Source organism: Paracoccus sp. IB05 (assembly GCF_016405985.1).
Lineage (GTDB): Bacteria > Pseudomonadota > Alphaproteobacteria > Rhodobacterales > Rhodobacteraceae > Pseudogemmobacter.
Genome location: NZ_JAEFCF010000016.1, coordinates 53,390 through 69,407 on the forward strand (window position 1 = coordinate 53,390; position 16,018 = coordinate 69,407).

The window sequence follows — 16,018 nt, forward strand, 5'->3', positions numbered from 1 at the left end:
AAGGTGAACATCCCCCTCCGTGAGGCAGGGCCCAATGAGGCAGGGCGGGGCCAGTCACCGCATCGGCGCGGGGTTATCCCCGCGCTGGTCGCATGGTGGGGGCCGCGCCCCTATACCCAGCTGGCTCTGGTCCTGGTGATCCTGGCCGGGCTTTGGCTTTTGGGCCAGAACATCGCTGCCGCGCTGGAGAAAGCCGGGATCTCGCCCGGCTTTGCCTTTCTCACACGCGCCGCGAGTTTCCAGATCGGCGAGAGCGTGATCCCCTTTTCCGCCGGTGACACCTATCTGCGCGCCATCGGCGTTGGCGTGATCAATACACTGCGGGTGGCCGCAGTGGGCTGCGTGCTGGCGGCCTTTCTCGGCACCGCGCTTGGCGTTCTGGGGCTGATGGGCAACCCGCTCCTGACCCGGCTGGTCAGGATCTATGTCGAGCTGATCCGTAACACGCCACTGCTGTTGCAGCTGTTCTTCTGGATCGCACTGGCGCGCAACCTTCCGGGGCCGAAACAGGCGGTGCATGGGGGCGGTATCTGGCTGACCAATCGCGGTGTCTATGTCCCTGCGCCCGTGGTCGAGGCCGGCTGGCTCTGGCCGCTTCTGGCCTCACTGGCGGTGATCATTGCCGTGCTGGCGCTGCGCCGGTTTGCCGGGGTCAGGCGCGGCACCTGGCCGGTCGCCCTCGCTCTGATCGCCGGCCTCTTCTGGCAGGCTGGTCTTGCCTTTGACATCCCCGCGCTTAAGGGGCTGAACGTGCGCGGCCGGCTGGTGCTGTCGCCGGAATATGCCGCGCTTCTGGTCGCGCTGGTCGTGAAGTTCTCGGCCGCGATTGCCGAAATCGTGCGCGCCGGCATCCTCTCCGTCCCCGAGGGCCAGCGTGAAGCCGCCCGCACCATGGGCCTTTCCGACTGGCAGATCATGCGCCTTGTGATCCTGCCGCAGGCGCTCAGGGTGATCGTGCCGCTGACCACTTCGGTCTTTCTTGACCTGACCAAGGATTCAAGCCTCGCCGTCGCCATCGGCTACCCGGATCTGGTCTCGGTCCTGAACACCACCGCGAACACCACCGGCCAGGCCATCGAGGCGGTGCTGATCATGGCGGGCACCTTCCTCATGCTCAACCTCGGCGTGGCGGCCCTGATGAACCATTACAACCGCCGCGTCGCCCTGCGCGGAGAGGGGCGCAGATGAGCGTGATCTTTATGAATTATCGCAGCCGCGACCTGGTGGCGCCCTTGTGGCGCAGCCTTGCGGGCGGGCCGCTGAACACCGTGCTGACGCTGGCCTCGGTGCTGATGCTGGCGCTGATCCTGCCGCCTTTGATCCATTGGGCGATCACCGACGCCGTGTTCAGCGGCACACAAGAGGAATGCCGCGCCGCCAGCGGGGCCTGCTGGGCCTTCCTGCGCGCCAAGGCGCGGTTCATCCTGTTCGCCTTCTACCCCGGCGAGCATCTCTGGCGGCCGATCCTTGTGATCGTCACGCTGCTGGGGCTGATGCTGGCATCGGCGCTGCCGCGCCTCTGGGGGCCGGCGCTGATCCTCGCCTGGCCGGTCACGCTGGCGCTGGTCTGGGCGCTGATGGCGGGCGGGACATGGACCGGCGGGATCCTCGCGCGGGTTTCGCTGAATGACTGGGGCGGGCTGCCGGTGACGCTGCTGGTATGGTCGACCTGCATGGCCTTTGCCTTTCCGGCCGCGGTGCTTCTGGCGCTGGCGCGGGCCTCGGATATGGGCGGGCTGCGGCTGATTGCGGTCACCTATATCGAGGTGATGCGCGCCATTCCGATGGTCGCGATCCTCTATTTCGCCATGCTGATCCTGCCGCTGGCTTTGCCCCAGGGCGTGATCCTGGATAAGCTGATCCGCTCCACGATCATGGTCGCCTTGTTCTGGACCGCCTATCTGGCAGAGGTCGTGCGGGGTGGCCTGCAAACCGTCGGCCCGGGCCAGGCCGAGGCGGCGCAGTCGCTCGGGCTGGGCTATTGGCGCATCATGCAGCTGGTGGTGTTGCCCCAGGCTTTGCGCCAGGTGATCCCCGGGCTGGTCAATCTTGGCATCGGATTTCTGCTGGCGACCTCGCTGCTGGCGGTGATCGGGGCGTTTGACCTGTTGAACACCGCCCGGGCCTCGACCACCGACACACAATGGCTGGGTTTTTACGACGAGGCCTATGCATTCGCAGCACTGATCTATTTCCTGCTCTGCTATGGCGGCTCGCGCTACAGCCGCTGGCTGGAAACGCGGCTGCGCCGGCGATGACCATGCGCCGGCAGGAAGAGGGAGTTTCCCCTGGCCCCACACAGCCAGACATGGCTGTGCCAGCCGGGGGGTGGTCTTCGAAATCCTGTTCCCCCGGCCCTGATCTATCCTCTGACCTGATCCATTACGGCTCCCGGTTACCCCTTCCCTTCTTAACAAAAGCGAACCCGTATTATGACAGCATCCCTTCGAAACGGCCTTTCGCGCCGGACCCTTCTGACAACCGGCGCGGCTGCGGCAGGCCTTGGCGCGGCCGGCCTCTCGACCGGGATCAGCACACGCCGCGCCATGGCCGGCAACCTGACCAAAATCAAACTTGAATGGACCGAGGTCGCCGCCTGCCACGCCCCGGTCGGGTTCGCGCTGGAAAAGGGCATTTTCGAGAAACACGGGCTGGATGTGGAACTGTTCTACCAGGGCGCCAGCGGTCAGACCCTGATCCAGGCCCTTGCCACCCGCAAGGCCGAGGCCGGTCCGGGTCTGCTTTATGACTGGCTGAAACCGATCGAGCAGGGCTTTGACGTCAAACTTTTCGCCGGGTCGCATGGCGGCTGCCAGAGCATCCTGACACCCCAGGACAGCGGCATCAGAACGCTGGAGGATCTGCGCGGCAAAACCATCGGCACCTTTGATGTGATGTCGCCCTCGCGCGTCGCGTTTTCCGTCGCGCTGAAGAAAGCCGGGCTTGACCCCGATCAGGATGTGACCTGGAAGGTCTTCCCCTTCGATCTGGTGGCCGAGGCCGTGCTGCGCGGCGAGGCGGATGCGCTGGCGCATATGGATCCCTGGGCTTACGGCTGGGAAAAAGAACACAAATTCCACCGCGTCGCCGATACCCAGACGCTCAGTTTCCAGGATCGGGTCTGCTGTGTGCTGGGTGTGAACGGGGATTATTACGAGACCAACAAAGACGCGCTGAAACGCGTCGCCGCTGCCAATCTCGAGGTGCACCAATATACCGCCGCCCATCCGGACGAGGTCGCGCAATGGTATTTCGACACTTTGCGCCCCGGCATGTCGGTCGGGACCCTGACCGAGGTTCTGGCCTCTTTCACCTATCATGAGCACTGGTTCGGCGACAAACTGCGCGATGAGGTCAAGCGCGGCTATGAGGATCTGAAGCTGACCGGCGTGGCCGATGCCTCGACCGATCCGGAAGAGATCGCCAGCCGCATCACCATCGACATCTTCGCCTGACCCCAGACTGGACGACCCGGAATGAGCGATCTGCCTGAAAGCGGGCGGGGGGTTTACGCCTCCGCCACCCGCCTGCCCCTGCCCATCTGGCGCGACGGTCTGCTGGCCGCCCTGGCCTGGGGTTCGGTCTCGGTGGCGACACTGATCCTGCCCGATGTCATCCAATGGGGGGCGACCGGCACCTTCGCCGCGCTGACGGGTACGGTCGCCGCGATCTTCCTCGCGCTGGCCTTCACCGTGCCGCCCGGGCAGCGCAGCACCCTGAGGCATTACGGCCCCTGGTTCATCGTGCTGGGCCTGTGGCTTTTGCTGTGGGAGGTAATCACCGCAAAGCTCGGCTGGTTGCCCAAGCCGTTCTTTTCACCGCCCCAGGGCCTGTTGCATGTCTACATGACCGACTGGGACCGGCTTTTGATCTGTATCGCCTATACCGGGCGGCTTTGGGGGCTGGGCTTTTTCATCGGCATCTCAGCAGGCTTTCTGGCCGGGGTGGGTCTGGGCTGGTCAAAGCGCTTCGCCTATTGGGGGATGCCGGTGCTGAAGCTGATCGGGCCGGTGCCCGCCAGCGCCTGGATCCCCTGCGCCTTTTTCATCTTCCCCTCGACCTTTCAGGCCTCGGTGTTTCTGGTGGCGCTGGCCTCGGGGATCCCGGTCGCGATCCTGACCGCATCGGGGATCTCCCAGGTCAACCGCGCCTTCTATGACGTGGCGCGGACCTTGGGCGCGAGCAACCGCTGGCAGGTCACCAAAATCGCCATTCCGGCGGCGCTGCCCAATGTGTTTGTCGGGCTGTTCATGGGGCTTTACTACAGCTTTGCCGTCCTGGTGGTGGCCGAAATGCTGGGCGCGAAATTCGGCCTCGGCTGGTATCTGCAATTCAACACAGCTTATTCGGCTTATGCCAATGTATATGCCGCGCTGATCGTTATGGCGCTGATCTGCGCCGGGCTGGTGAAGCTGTTGTTCCTGATCCGGGACCGGATGCTTGGCTGGCAAAAGGGGATCCTCTGATGTCTGCTGTCACCCCCGTCGGGCTGCGCTTCGACCATGTCTCGCATGGGTATGATATCGGCGGCGCGCTGTTGCCGGTGCTGGAGGATGTATCCCTCGATATAGCGCCCGGCGAATTCGTCGCACTGCTGGGCCCATCCGGCTGCGGCAAGTCGACCCTTCTGCGGCTTGCGGCCGGGCTGGAACTGCCGCGCGCGGGTGAGGCGCTGGCCGGCGGTGTGCCGATCACCGGCCCTGGCCCCGAACGCATCCTCGTCTTTCAGGAAGCGACCCTTTTCCCCTGGCGCACGGTGCGCCGCAATGTCGAAGCCGGCCCCGAAGCGCGCGGCGAGCTGGCCGCAAAGCAGGCCCGCGTCGATGAGGCGCTGCGTCTCGTCGGCCTTGAGGCTTTCGGCGCGGCCTTCCCGCATCAGCTTTCCGGCGGCATGGCGCAGCGCGCGGCGATTGCCCGCGCGCTGGTCAATGATCCGCGCCTCTTGCTGCTGGATGAGCCTCTGGGCAAGCTCGACAGCCTGACACGGCTCAATCTGCAAAAGGATCTGATCCGCCTCTGGCAGGATCGTGGCTTTACCGCCCTTCTCGTCACCCATGATGTTGAAGAGGCGCTGTTGCTTGCCGATCGGGTGGTGCTGTTTTCCCCGCGCCCGGCCCGCATCATTGAAGAACTGCGGGTAGACCGCCCCCATCCCCGCCGCCGCGATGACCCCGTGCTGATTGCGCTGAGAACGCGGCTTCTTGCCAGCCTCGGGGTGCTGGAGGATGTCTGACCGTCTTCGACCGGTCTGGGTTCTGGCCATCGGGGTCGGGCTGATCCTCCTCGCCCTCATGTGGTGGTATGTGATTTTCGGCACCATTGTGAGCGAGGGCTATGGCAAATACAGCCAGGCCGCGCCCTGCCTCTGGGGCACTTCGGGCTATACCTGCCAGCTGATGCTGTCGCTTTGCAGCGTTGATTACCTGCTGATCCCGAAAGCCTACCGACCAGAGCTGTTCCAGGCCGGCGTCTTCCTGCTGCTGTCCGGTGGGCTTCTTGCGGCACTGCGGCACCGCTGACCCTTGTGTGATCGACAACCGCCACATCTGCTGCGTCCGTGCGTGCTCTGCCGCAATGCGCCAGGCTATCTGCTGGACGATAGAATACTGAAACGGCGATGTTTTCTGCCAGCGCGGCATTTGCAGCGCCCGATCGGGTTGTTCGGTCTGAGGAGCCAACTGGCATCGTCCGGAGCGTGAACCGGGATCTGGCCTGGGTCTCCGGGCTGGGTCTCCGGGCTGGAAGCGCGGAGACCGTTGCGGCGTCAGGGCGCATGTATCAGCCGGGGCTGCGCAATTCATTGTGCGGCGCGGACCAGGTCGCGAGCGGTTCCTCGCGCGCCTTTGCGTAAATGCACCAATTTCCGGCAGAACCGGCAGTGGCGCCGGATTTGTTGCAATTATGATGCAGCAATCCCGCCTCACGGCACTTGCTTTTGCCCCAAGCCCCACAAGGTGTTGACGAAAAGAGTCAGGTGTTGGAAGGGAAGCCTGGTAAAATTGTCGTAAATTATCTTCTGCGGCAGCGCTGAAACCACAGAGCAAGCCAGAATTTCAAGCCAGCTCCCCACATGTTCGCCCCCGCGGTCCTCGGGCCCGGGTTCTTATTACGGGAGCCTCCATGAGCTATTCTTCGAAATCCTCCGTCGGCAACGGCCTGCGCCCTATGCCGACGCTTGGCCTGTTGCCGGTTCTTGCGATCTCGGCCACCATCGCCGGCGAAGCCCATGCGCAAACCACCGATTCAGAGCATCTGGGCACCATCGTGCTGCATTCGGGCGGCGCGCAGGGCGAAGCCGCGACCGACTATCGCGTCACCGAAGGCTCGTCTGACAAATTCACCCAGCCGATCGTCGATACGCCGAAGACGATCACCGTCATCACGCAGCGTCAGATGGAAGAGCGCAATGCCACCTCGGTGCTGGAAGTTCTGCGCACCACGCCGGGCGTGACGCTCGGCTCGGGCGAAGGCGGCACGCCGATGGGCGACCGTTTCTTCATCCGTGGCTACCAGGCCGCCACCGATATGATGATCGACGGCGTGCGCAATCTGGGCCGGACCTCGAGTGAATCCTTCAATGTGGAATCGGTCGAGGTCGTCAAGGGCCCCGGCGGCGCCTATTCGGGCCGCGGCGCGACCGGTGGGTCGGTCAATCTCGTGACCAAACAGGCGCGTCTGGGCGAAAGCTTCAACACCGCCTCTGTCACTGTCGGCAATGGCAAGCATAAGCGCCTGAGCTATGACGGCAATATCGATCTCGGTCAGGATATGGCGCTGCGTCTCAACCTCATGGCGCAGGATTCGGGCGTGCCGGGGCGCGATGTGCTGAAGGATGACCGGAAAGGTGTTGCGCTGGCCTTTACCAAGGGCTTTGGCGCCAGCAAGGTCTCGCTGAGCCTCTCACATGACGAGGCGCATGGCACCCCCGATCTCGGCGTTCCGATGGAGACCGCAGGCTGGCGGACCCGCAACGGCGGGCCGACGATTTCAACCGCCAACCCGGGCCGTCCGATCGAAGTCATGCCGGACAGCGCATTCTTCGGCTCGGCTTATCGCGACTTCCGCGACGTGACGAACCAGAGCGCGGTGCTGAAATTCGAACATGAATTCAGTGAGGCCGTGAAATGGGACACCACTCTCGCCTGGATCGGGTCCGAGCAACATTACATGATGACCCGCCCGACCATGAGCGGAACCACCGATCAGGTGGTACGCGATCTGCGTTCGGGTGGTCGTAAAAACCGCGCCCTGGCCTTCCAGACGGGGTTGAATGGCTCTTTTGAGACCGGTTCGCTGAAGCATGATTATGCAATCGGCTTTGAATATTCGAAAGAAAAGATCGCTTCGGCAACCTCGACCGGCTCGCCTTCGGTGGGGACAACCCCGATCACCAATCCTAACCCCTATGATCCGGTGACCGGTTCCATCGCCTGGACCGGCTGGGGCACCCCGATCGAGACCACTACCAAAGCGCTTTATGTCTTTGATACCATCCATTTCGACCCGCAATGGTCGCTGGATCTGGGGCTGCGTTACGACAAATATGAAGTCGCGGATGCCAGCCGGTCGCGCAAAGACAATATGCTGAACTACTCGGCGGCGCTGGTCTACAAACCAGCCGAGAATGGCACGGTCTATTTCGCCATCGGTACCTCGTCGAACCCGTCTGGCGAATGCGCTGGCATGGCGGGCGGCGCGGACGGCTCGGGCGCCTGCACGCTGACCGCAGCCAACGTCAATCTCAACCCGGAAAAGAGCAAGAGCTACGAGCTCGGCACCAAATGGGAGCTGTTTGACAACCGCCTGCTGGTCTCGGCCGCCCTGTTCCGCACCGAGAAGAAAAACGCCCGTGTGACCGATCCGATCACCGGTGTTGGTGTTGCTCTGGCCGGTGAAAGCCGCGCCCAAGGCATTGAGATCGGCGTTGCAGGTCAGATCAATGACCAGTGGGGCGTCTCGCTCGGCTATGCCTATACCGATGCGGAAGTGATCAAAGGCGGCGGCACCACCGGCGCCAATGACGGCAAGCAGATGCAGTTCAATGCGAAGAACAGCTTCAGCCTGTGGTCGACCTATGCGGTCAATGACAAACTGACCCTGGGTGGTGGTGCGACCTTCACCGACAAGCGCTGGCTTGATGCGGCGAACACGATGATCCTGCCGTCGCAATGGCGCCTTGACGCGATGGTGTCCTATGAGCTGACCGAGGCCACTGTGCTGCAGGTCAATATCAACAACCTGCTGGACGAGCGCCTCTATGACGCCTCGCATGTGGGGATCTTTGCGAACCGCGCGCCGGGCCGTTCGGTCACCGCCAAGATCGATTACCGGTTCTGAGCCGGGCACTTTGCCCCTGGCTGACCTGATCCTGGAAAGGGGCGGCGCAATGTCGCCCCTTTTCCACATCTGAAGGCGGCCCATCTGCCGCCCGCCTTCCTGTCCGGCCCGCCCGATCCGGGCTTACCCAGGTCCGGGTCGCGCGCTATCCTTGCCAAAAACCAGACGGAGCCGCCGATGCTTGTCACCATTCCCGATCTGCTGACCAAAGAAGAACTGGCCTATATCCGTCAGGTGCTTGAAGGGACCGACTGGGTCGACGGGCGTGTGACTGCGGGCGATCAGGCGGCGCAGGTCAAGCAGAACCTGCAAGTCCCGCAAGACAGCCCCGCTGGCCGCGAATTGTCGCAGATCGTGGCGCGCGCGCTTGGCCGCAACCCGGTCTATTCCTCGGCGGTTTTGCCGCTGCATGTGCTGCCACCGATGTTCAACCGCTATGATCCCGGCATGACCTTTGGTGAGCATGTCGATGGGTCGATCCGGGTTGTGCCCGGATCTGGCCAGCGCATCAGGACCGATGTTTCGACCACGGTCTTCCTGACCCCGCCCGAAGAATATGACGGCGGCGAACTTGTCGTACATGACACCTACGGCACCCATAAGGTCAAACTGCCTGCGGGGGCTGCGGTGATCTATCCGGCGACCTCGCTGCATGCGGTGACGCCGGTCACGCGTGGCTCCCGCTGGGCCTCGTTCTTCTGGGCACAATCCATGCTGCGCGATGACTGGCAGCGTCATATGCTTTACGATCTGGATCAGGCGATCATGCGGATCCGGTCGCTCTTGCCCGATGATGACCCGGCCGTGACCGCATTGACGGCGCATTACCACAATATGATCCGCCAATGGGCCGAGGTCTGAACCTTGCGCCAGGATTTCGCGATCCCGCCTGATGTCGTCGCCCTGTGCGATTATGCGAGGCTTGCGCAGGAGCGACTGCCGGCGATGGTCTCGGCCTGGCTGGACGGGGGCGCGGGCGACGGCGTGACCCATGCGGCCAATTTAGCAGGCTGGGACAGGATCCGGCTGGCGGGAGCTGTGCTTGCGGATATGCGCGGGGCCTCGACCGGGCTGTCGCTTTTTGGCCTGGCGCTCGATCATCCCGTGCTGCTGGCGCCGGTGGCTTATCATCATCTCGCCCATCCGGAAGGGGAAAGCGAGACCGCACTTGGAGCAGCCGCGACCGGCGCGGTTATGACCCTGTCAACGCTGGCCTCGACACGGATCGAGGAGTTCGGGTCGGTGGCGCAGGGGCCCTGGTGGTTCCAGCTTTATGCCCAGGCCCGGCGCGAGGATACCGAAAACCTGATCCGGCGCGCCGAAGGGGCGGGCGCCCGCGCGCTGGTGCTGACGGTCGATGCGCCGGTCAAGCTGCGCAATACCGAAGAGAGGATCGGGTTTCGCCTGCCCGACGGCATCGGGGCGGTGAACACAATCGGCATGGCGCCGCCCCAGGTCACCGCAATGCCCGGGCGCAGCGCCGCGTTTCTGGGGCTTCTGGAGGCACAGCCGCGATGGGAAGACCTGGCCTGGATCCGGGCGGCAACGCGCCTGCCGATCCTTCTGAAGGGGGTCACGCGACCCGCGGATGCGATCCGCGCCATTGCAGCGGGCATCGACGGGATCATCGTCTCGAACCATGGCGGACGGGCGCTGGACGGCCTGCCCGCCTCTGCCGAGATCCTGCCCAGGATTGCCGAAGCCACAGCGGGGCGGGTGCCGCTGATCTGCGATGGCGGCATCCGGCGCGGCACCGATATTCTGAAAGCGCTGGCGCTCGGGGCGGCGGCGGTGATGGTGGGGCGCCCGCAGATCCACGCGCTTGCGACCGGCGGCGCAAGCGGGGTCGCGCATATGGTCACCATTTTGCGGGCCGAGCTTGAGGTGGCAATGGCACTGACCGGCTGCAATTCGCTCGCAGCGATCAGCCGCGATGTCTTGTGGCGGGACTGAATGGGGCTACAGGTCAAAGGGTGTGGCTGGTAGCCTGAGGTCTGATTTTATCTGTAAGGCTTCCGGCGGCTGGCCTGTCAGCAGGGTGATCGGTTCCGGCCCTGCTTTGAGCATGCGCCCGACTTACGCCCTTCCCGGCGAAACCCCGGACAGTCAATCCTTGAGAACTGCCGCGGACCTGGGCGGTATTATCTGCGTGGCTCGTAACGGATCAGGCCGGCCCATTCCGGCGGCTTCAGAACACAGCTGCGGAAGGCCCCAATCTGACGCCACCCCTGATTGTCCCAGTCAAAACCCTCGCCATAGAAAACACCCTAGAGCTTACGTTCGCTCTGCCCGTCTTCAATCTCGATGTTCATCACATTCAGCCAGGTCTCACAGTTGCCGGGGACAAATGGTTCGACACCGACAAAGGCGATGGCTTCATCGGCCGGATGCGGGCGGCGCAGATGCATTCGTGCATATCGCCGCGGTAGAACGGGCCGGCATCCGGTCACTGCCGGATGGCCAGAAGATCTCCTCTGAGACCGAAGCAGGACGTGGCGGCAAGATCAGCGCCGTCGATCTGGAGCTGCGCTGATTGACAGGCACGGTCGGGATCTGCCTGTCCGCGCCACCAAGCAATCGGCGCACCAGGCTTAGGGCAGGACTACAGGCGATGACGCCGAAGATTTCCTGGCGAAGTGTTTTGATACTGGCAGCGCTGCTCGCCGCTTGCGACGGTGACAGAGCCGAAGATCCTTATCACACCGACAAGGGCGAGGGCAGCAGCGTCACCATCATCTTGCAGAATGGTCCGGTTTAATTCTGACAAGGCGATAGGGATCAGCGCTCCTGCTTGCGGCGGCCTGTTGCGGAGCTGGCCGAACGCCGCGTCATCGGACCAAGGCCCATAGCTGTCGGAATACGCCCCTTTGGGCGGGCCACTTCTTCCAGCGCGGCAGAGCGATCAGATGAGTCGCGCCTCACCTCTGCGGAGCGTGGCCCGGGCCTTGACGGCGTGACCCTTCCGACCCTATTGATCACCTGACCAATAAGATATCGTGACGCGCGACAAGGGAGAGATCCATGGCACAATACGGTTCACAGGAAATGTCGGCGCCTTTGCTAAAGGTGATGATGCGCCGGCCAGGGGCCAGCCTCATCAAGGCCGATCCCGCTGACTGGAACTATGTGACCCCTTTCGACAGCGCCAAAGCCATCGCGCAATATCAGGGCTTTGCCGATCTGATCGTGAAGGCCGGGGCCGAGATCATCTGGCTTGAGGATCAGGACGACGGCCTTGCCGATGCGATGTTCACGCATGACCCTTCTCTGATGACCGACAAGGGCGCGATCATCCTCAATATGGGCAAGCTGCGCCGCCGGGATGAACCCGCTCTGCACGAGGCCGTCTATCAGCAGCATCAGATCCCGGTCGCAGGCCGGATCACCGGCGAGGCAACCGTCGAGGCCGGTGACTGTATCTGGCTTGATCCGAAAACGTTGCTTGTCGGGCGCGGCATCCGCACCAATCAGCAGGGCATCGACCAGCTGACCGCGATCCTTGCCCCCGATGGGATCAGCGTCATGGCCTTTGACCTGCCGCTCTGGGATGGTGAGGCCGCCTGCCTGCATCTCCTGTCGGTGCTGAGCCCGCTGGCGGATGACCTGGTGCTGGCCTTCCTGCCGCTGCTGCCGGTTGCGCTTTACAAGCTTTTGAAACAGCGCGGCATCCGCATTGTCGAGGCGCCGAAGGATGAATTCCTCGCCAGCAACGGCCTCAGCCTCAATGTGCTGCCGACCCGCCCCTCTGAGCTGATCATGCTGAGCGGTTTCCCGAAAACCACGGCCGCGCTGGAGGCTGCCGGTTGCACGGTGGAAACCTTCGAGGGCGACGCGCTTTGCATCGCCTGCGAGGGCGGGCCGACCTGCCTCACCCGTCCGGTCCATCGGCAAGCGGCGTGACGAAGGCTCCGGCCTGGCGGCGGATTCCCGAGGCGCAACGCAGGGGCGATCTGGTCGAGGCGGCGCTGGACGTGATTGCGCAGTCGGGGCTACAGGGCGCAACCTTCCGCGAGATCGCGAAACAGGCCGGGGTTGCCCCCGGTCTGATCGCGCATCACTTTGAAAGCAAAGAGATCCTCTTGCAGGAGGCGTATCGCAGGGTGGTCTCTGTCCTGACCTTCACCGATGAGGAAGATGCAGGATCGGCGGCGGAGAACCTGCGCCGTTTCATTGTGGCCAATCTGACCGAGCCGGTTTCGAACAACCGAAATCTGGCGCTCTGGTCGGCATTTATCAGCCAGGTGAGCCATGATCCGACGCTGGCCGGGATCCATTGCGAGGGCTATCTGGCCTTCCGCAACAAGCTGCAGCGCCTGATCGTCGCCTTCCTTGCCGCGCGCGGCAAAGAGATCGATCCGGCCCGCGCCCATCGGCTCGCCGTTGCGATCAATGCGCTGATGGACGGGCTCTGGCTGGAGGGACGGCTTGCGGGCGGGCTTTTCGAGGAAAATGAACTGGTGACGGTGGCCCTGTCATCGGTCGAGGCCCTGACGGGAGAGGCCTTTGTGCCGCCCGGGCAGAGTGAGAATGACATGCCGGTGAGGATGATCGATGGCGAATGAAGAACAGCCCGGCGGCAGCCAGATCGGGCGCGCGGTTCAGGGTAAAAACGCAGCGCGCTGCCTGGATCATGCCCTGCGCCTTGTGGAATGGGCGAGCGAGACCGGCACCCCGGGCGAAGCGGCCTTTGGCGAGAAAGCCGCAGCCCTTTTGCGGGGGCTGCCCTGTTTCGCGGATCATCCTGAACGGGTGCGGCTGATCGGCAGCCATGGCGATCCGCAGCGGCAGATCGTGGTCGGGCTTCTGCGCGGGGCCGGGCGGCGGACCCTGGTGCTTGCGGGCCATTATGATGTGGTTTCCGCCGCGAATTACCGTGACCTCGCGCATCTGGCCTTCTCGCCCGAACCACTGCTTGCCGCGCTGCGCCAGGATCTGGCCAGCCGCCCGCTTTCCCCCGCCGAGGAAAAGGCGCGGGTCGATTTCGAAAGCGGAGATTTCCTGCCGGGGCGCGGGCTTCTCGATATGAAAAGCGGCATTGCCGCCGGGATTACCACGCTGGAGAATTTCGCGGGTGCCGGGGCGGCAGAGGGCAATCTGCTGCTGGTGATGACCCCGGATGAAGAGGCCAGTTCGCAGGGCATGCGGGCCTTTCGCGACATCCTGCCCGATCTCGCGCGCGACTGGGATCTTGAGATTGCGGGCGGCATCAATCTTGATGCGACCAGCGATCAGGGCGACGGCGCCGGGGGAAGGGCGATCTACAAAGGCACGATCGGCAAGCTCCTGCCGTTTGCGATGGTCTTGGGCAAGCCCTCCCATGCGAGCTATCCTTTCGACGGGGCCAGCGCGCATCTGATCGCGGCGCATCTGATGACCGCCATGGAGACCAATCCCGATCTTTGCGACCACGGCGGCGCCGAGGTCTCGCCGCCGCCGATCTGTCTTGACGGTGGTGATTTCCGCGCCGGCTATGATGTGACCACGCCGGAACAGGTCTGGCTGGCCTTCAACTGGCTGTCGCACAGCCGAAGCCCCTCGGCGCTGATGGCGCAGTTCCACAACCTTGCGGAAAGCGCGCTTGCGGCGGCGATGGCGGCTTTCGCGCGCAACCGGCAGGCCTTTACCGGCGAAGTGGCTGCCCCCGAACCTTCGCGCGTCCTGACCGTGGCGGAACTGATGCGCCTTGTTGCCGCGCGGGAAGGTCAGGCCGCGCTGGAGGAGATCCTCGCAACACCGCCCGCCCTCGACAATCCGCTGGCGCTCAGCCGGGCGCTTTGCACGCGGCTGGTGGCGCAAGCGGGGCTGAACGGGCCCGCGATTGTGCTGGGCTTTGGCAGCCTGCATTACCCGCACAGCCATCTCGATCCCGACCGCACTGATGACGCGGCGCTGATGGGCGCGATCGAGGCCGCAAGGCAGGAGATACTCGCTGCGACCAGGGTGCAGATCTGCTGGCGCGACACCTTTGTCGGCATCTCAGATATGAGCTTTCTGGGCAATGTCCCGCCACCGGAAGACGCAAGGATCGTCGCGGAAAACACCCCCGCGCGGCGCTATATCGACCATGTGCCGGAAAATGCTTTGCGCTTTCCGGTGGTCAATATCGGGCCCTGGGGCCGCGAATACCATCAGCGGCTGGAGCGGGTTCACGCCCCCTATGCCTTTGAAACCCTGCCGGACTTCCTGACCGCAATCGTCGCGCGGTTCTTCGCCCGGGGATAGTGGCGCGAAAGGGGGGCGCCGTTGCCGCGCCCCTCAGAGGCCCCTATGGCCGATGTCCCAGAAAAGCCCGGCCATGATCTGCAGCCCCTCGGCGGCGATAGCCCGGGGGAGATGCTCATCCGGGCCGTGCTGACCGCAGCCCGGATAGGAATGCGGGATCCAGATCGTCGGCAGCCGAAGCCCTTCGGCAAAGATCCGGTTCGGCAGGGCGCCGCCGAAATTCGGGATGATCTGAGGCGCCCGCCCGAGGCTTTTACCAATCGAGGTGGCAATAAAGCCGACCCATTCGTTCGAAAGCTCTGACCGGCTGGCCGGGAAGGGCGGATAGTCTGAGGCGATGACCCTGATCCGCCCCGCCCCCGCCTGATCAAGCCTGCAACGGATTGCATCCAGCACGCCGTCAACCGCGACACCCAGCGGGAAACGCAGCTCCAGCCGGGCGCGGGCGACCGGCGGGATCGCCCCCACAGCCGAGCCGATATCCCCGGAAGAGATCGCCATCACCTCAAGCGATGACCAGGCATAGACGCGCTCGGCCTGGGTCAGCCCCGGCTCGCCCCACCAGGGATCAAGCGCAAGGTCGGGCGAAGGCGCGGTGATCTCGCAGCCGGCAAGCGACGCGCGGATGTCATCGGGGATCTGGCCCGGTGTCAGCTCTGGCACGAGGCACTGGCCGGTCGGGCCGATCAGCGCCGCAATCGCATGGCAGAGCTCCACCGCCGGATTGGCGACCAGACCGCCCCAGTTCCCGGAATGGACTGCGCCGTCGCGCGCCTGCAGTTCAAGCCAGAAATCCATCACCCCGCGCGCGCCCAGAAACATCGTCGGCAAATCCGCCGAGACGCGCGGCCCGTCTGACGCGATGAAGACATCGGCGGCGAAATCATCCCGCGCCGCCTCGCAAAGCCCGGCGAGACCCGGAGACCCTGCCTCTTCGCCGGTCTCGAACAGGTATTTCAGGTTGAAGCCAAGTGCGCCTTCGGTCTCGATCAGCGCCCGGATCGCCGCGATATTGATCGAATGCTGACCCTTATTGTCCGCCGTGCCGCGCCCGTAGAACCGCCCGTCCCGGTCTTGCAGCGTGAAAGGCGACAGCCCTGGCTGCCAGGAGGCCTCCATGCCCTCGACCACATCGCCATGGCCATAAAGCAGAACCGTTGGCAGATCCGCGCCCTCGATCCGGCTGGCGAGCATGAAGGGCAGCGCGGTTTCGGGGCGGCGGTAAAAGGCCAGCGTGAAGCCCAGAGCGGTCAGCTCGGGCGCGATGGCCGCGCGCAGATAGCCTTCGCAATCCGCCAGATGCGCGGGGTCTGTCGAGACCGAGGGGATCGCCACGCGTGCGGCAAGATCGTCACGAAAGCGCCCGCTTTCCAGCGCGGCAAGTGCCGCCGCGATGGTGGCGTCGCGCCCGGGGCCTGCGGTGTCAGACATAGTGCCCTCGTTCAGGAAATATGGCGCT

At 64.1% G+C, this 16,018-nt stretch carries 16 protein-coding genes; 14 read left to right on the forward strand and 2 right to left on the reverse strand.

The genetic code is table 11. The features are described 5' to 3' along the window. The first annotated feature begins 3 nt into the window (after positions 1–3). From JC607_RS12160 to JC607_RS12200, 9 genes are all read left to right on the forward strand, one after another. Positions 4–1,188, forward strand: coding sequence for an ABC transporter permease subunit (locus tag JC607_RS12160; RefSeq protein ID WP_198837194.1), 1,185 nt, complete (start codon positions 4–6; stop codon positions 1,186–1,188). Further along, complete coding sequence (locus tag JC607_RS12165) at positions 1,185–2,258, forward strand: amino acid ABC transporter permease (RefSeq protein WP_198837195.1); 1,074 nt, start codon at positions 1,185–1,187, stop codon at positions 2,256–2,258. Before JC607_RS12160 ends, JC607_RS12165 begins: the two co-directional genes overlap by 4 nt. Before the next feature lie 174 nt (positions 2,259–2,432). Then, complete coding sequence (locus JC607_RS12170) at positions 2,433–3,455, forward strand: ABC transporter substrate-binding protein (protein ID WP_198837196.1); 1,023 nt, start codon at positions 2,433–2,435, stop codon at positions 3,453–3,455. A gap of 21 nt (positions 3,456–3,476) precedes the next feature. Beyond that, positions 3,477–4,466 (forward strand): ABC transporter permease, encoded by a 990-nt coding sequence (locus tag JC607_RS12175; protein WP_198837197.1) that lies wholly within the window; start codon positions 3,477–3,479, stop codon positions 4,464–4,466. Further along, positions 4,466–5,233: an ABC transporter ATP-binding protein gene (locus tag JC607_RS12180; RefSeq protein WP_198837198.1), complete on the forward strand. Its 768-nt coding sequence runs from the start codon at positions 4,466–4,468 to the stop codon at positions 5,231–5,233. The genes JC607_RS12175 and JC607_RS12180 overlap by 1 nt, the downstream gene beginning before the upstream one ends. Continuing rightward, positions 5,226–5,519: a hypothetical protein gene (locus JC607_RS12185; RefSeq protein ID WP_198837199.1), complete on the forward strand. Its 294-nt coding sequence runs from the start codon at positions 5,226–5,228 to the stop codon at positions 5,517–5,519. The genes JC607_RS12180 and JC607_RS12185 overlap by 8 nt, the downstream gene beginning before the upstream one ends. A gap of 601 nt (positions 5,520–6,120) precedes the next feature. Next, positions 6,121–8,337, forward strand: coding sequence for a TonB-dependent siderophore receptor (locus JC607_RS12190; protein ID WP_198837200.1), 2,217 nt, complete (start codon positions 6,121–6,123; stop codon positions 8,335–8,337). Between the two features lie 177 nt (positions 8,338–8,514). Then, positions 8,515–9,198 carry a Fe2+-dependent dioxygenase gene (locus JC607_RS12195; RefSeq protein ID WP_198837201.1) on the forward strand — a complete coding sequence of 228 codons (684 nt, stop codon included), beginning with the start codon at positions 8,515–8,517 and terminating at the stop codon, positions 9,196–9,198. A 3-nt stretch (positions 9,199–9,201) separates the two neighbouring features. Continuing rightward, a complete protein-coding gene (locus JC607_RS12200; RefSeq protein WP_233092881.1) occupies positions 9,202–10,290 on the forward strand; it encodes an alpha-hydroxy acid oxidase in 1,089 nt (362 codons plus the stop codon). Between the two features lie 314 nt (positions 10,291–10,604). Here JC607_RS12200 and JC607_RS26030 read toward each other — a convergent pair whose 3' ends face one another. After that, a complete protein-coding gene (locus JC607_RS26030; RefSeq protein WP_370584792.1) occupies positions 10,605–10,745 on the reverse strand; it encodes a hypothetical protein in 141 nt (46 codons plus the stop codon). A gap of 2 nt (positions 10,746–10,747) precedes the next feature. Here JC607_RS26030 and JC607_RS26035 point away from each other — a divergent pair, with 2 nt between their 5' ends. From JC607_RS26035 to JC607_RS12230, 5 genes are all read left to right on the forward strand, one after another. Beyond that, a complete protein-coding gene (locus JC607_RS26035; RefSeq protein ID WP_370584793.1) occupies positions 10,748–10,870 on the forward strand; it encodes a hypothetical protein in 123 nt (40 codons plus the stop codon). A 78-nt stretch (positions 10,871–10,948) separates the two neighbouring features. Next, a complete protein-coding gene (locus JC607_RS12215; RefSeq protein WP_198837202.1) occupies positions 10,949–11,095 on the forward strand; it encodes a hypothetical protein in 147 nt (48 codons plus the stop codon). A 263-nt stretch (positions 11,096–11,358) separates the two neighbouring features. Continuing rightward, on the forward strand, positions 11,359–12,237 hold the full coding sequence (locus JC607_RS12220) for a dimethylarginine dimethylaminohydrolase family protein (protein ID WP_198837203.1): 879 nt from the start codon (positions 11,359–11,361) through the stop codon (positions 12,235–12,237). After that, the gene (locus JC607_RS12225) at positions 12,234–12,899 is read left to right on the forward strand and encodes a TetR family transcriptional regulator C-terminal domain-containing protein (protein ID WP_198837204.1); all 666 of its coding nucleotides are present in this window, start codon (positions 12,234–12,236) and stop codon (positions 12,897–12,899) included. The genes JC607_RS12220 and JC607_RS12225 overlap by 4 nt, the downstream gene beginning before the upstream one ends. Beyond that, positions 12,889–14,559 (forward strand): M20/M25/M40 family metallo-hydrolase, encoded by a 1,671-nt coding sequence (locus JC607_RS12230; RefSeq protein ID WP_198837205.1) that lies wholly within the window; start codon positions 12,889–12,891, stop codon positions 14,557–14,559. The genes JC607_RS12225 and JC607_RS12230 overlap by 11 nt, the downstream gene beginning before the upstream one ends. Before the next feature lie 33 nt (positions 14,560–14,592). Here the strand turns inward: JC607_RS12230 and JC607_RS12235 are convergent, their stop codons facing one another. Beyond that, positions 14,593–15,990, reverse strand: coding sequence for a M20/M25/M40 family metallo-hydrolase (locus tag JC607_RS12235; protein ID WP_198837206.1), 1,398 nt, complete (start codon positions 15,988–15,990; stop codon positions 14,593–14,595). Positions 15,991–16,018: the final 28 nt, after the last annotated feature.

Bases quoted from the DNA above. Each gene is read 5' to 3' on its own strand.
- JC607_RS12165 (WP_198837195.1), top strand. From the start codon at position 1,185: ATGAGCGTGATCTTTATGAATTATCGCAGCCGCGACCTGGTGGCGCCC.
- JC607_RS12170 (WP_198837196.1), top strand. From the start codon at position 2,433: ATGACAGCATCCCTTCGAAACGGCCTTTCGCGCCGGACCCTTCTGACA.
- JC607_RS12175 (WP_198837197.1), top strand. From the start codon at position 3,477: ATGAGCGATCTGCCTGAAAGCGGGCGGGGGGTTTACGCCTCCGCCACC.
- JC607_RS12180 (WP_198837198.1), top strand. From the start codon at position 4,466: ATGTCTGCTGTCACCCCCGTCGGGCTGCGCTTCGACCATGTCTCGCAT.
- JC607_RS12185 (WP_198837199.1), top strand. From the start codon at position 5,226: ATGTCTGACCGTCTTCGACCGGTCTGGGTTCTGGCCATCGGGGTCGGG.
- JC607_RS12190 (WP_198837200.1), top strand. From the start codon at position 6,121: ATGAGCTATTCTTCGAAATCCTCCGTCGGCAACGGCCTGCGCCCTATG.
- JC607_RS12195 (WP_198837201.1), top strand. From the start codon at position 8,515: ATGCTTGTCACCATTCCCGATCTGCTGACCAAAGAAGAACTGGCCTAT.
- JC607_RS26030 (WP_370584792.1), bottom strand. From the start codon at position 10,745: ATGCATCTGCGCCGCCCGCATCCGGCCGATGAAGCCATCGCCTTTGTC.
- JC607_RS12215 (WP_198837202.1), top strand. From the start codon at position 10,949: ATGACGCCGAAGATTTCCTGGCGAAGTGTTTTGATACTGGCAGCGCTG.
- JC607_RS12220 (WP_198837203.1), top strand. From the start codon at position 11,359: ATGGCACAATACGGTTCACAGGAAATGTCGGCGCCTTTGCTAAAGGTG.
- JC607_RS12230 (WP_198837205.1), top strand. From the start codon at position 12,889: ATGGCGAATGAAGAACAGCCCGGCGGCAGCCAGATCGGGCGCGCGGTT.
- JC607_RS12235 (WP_198837206.1), bottom strand. From the start codon at position 15,990: ATGTCTGACACCGCAGGCCCCGGGCGCGACGCCACCATCGCGGCGGCA.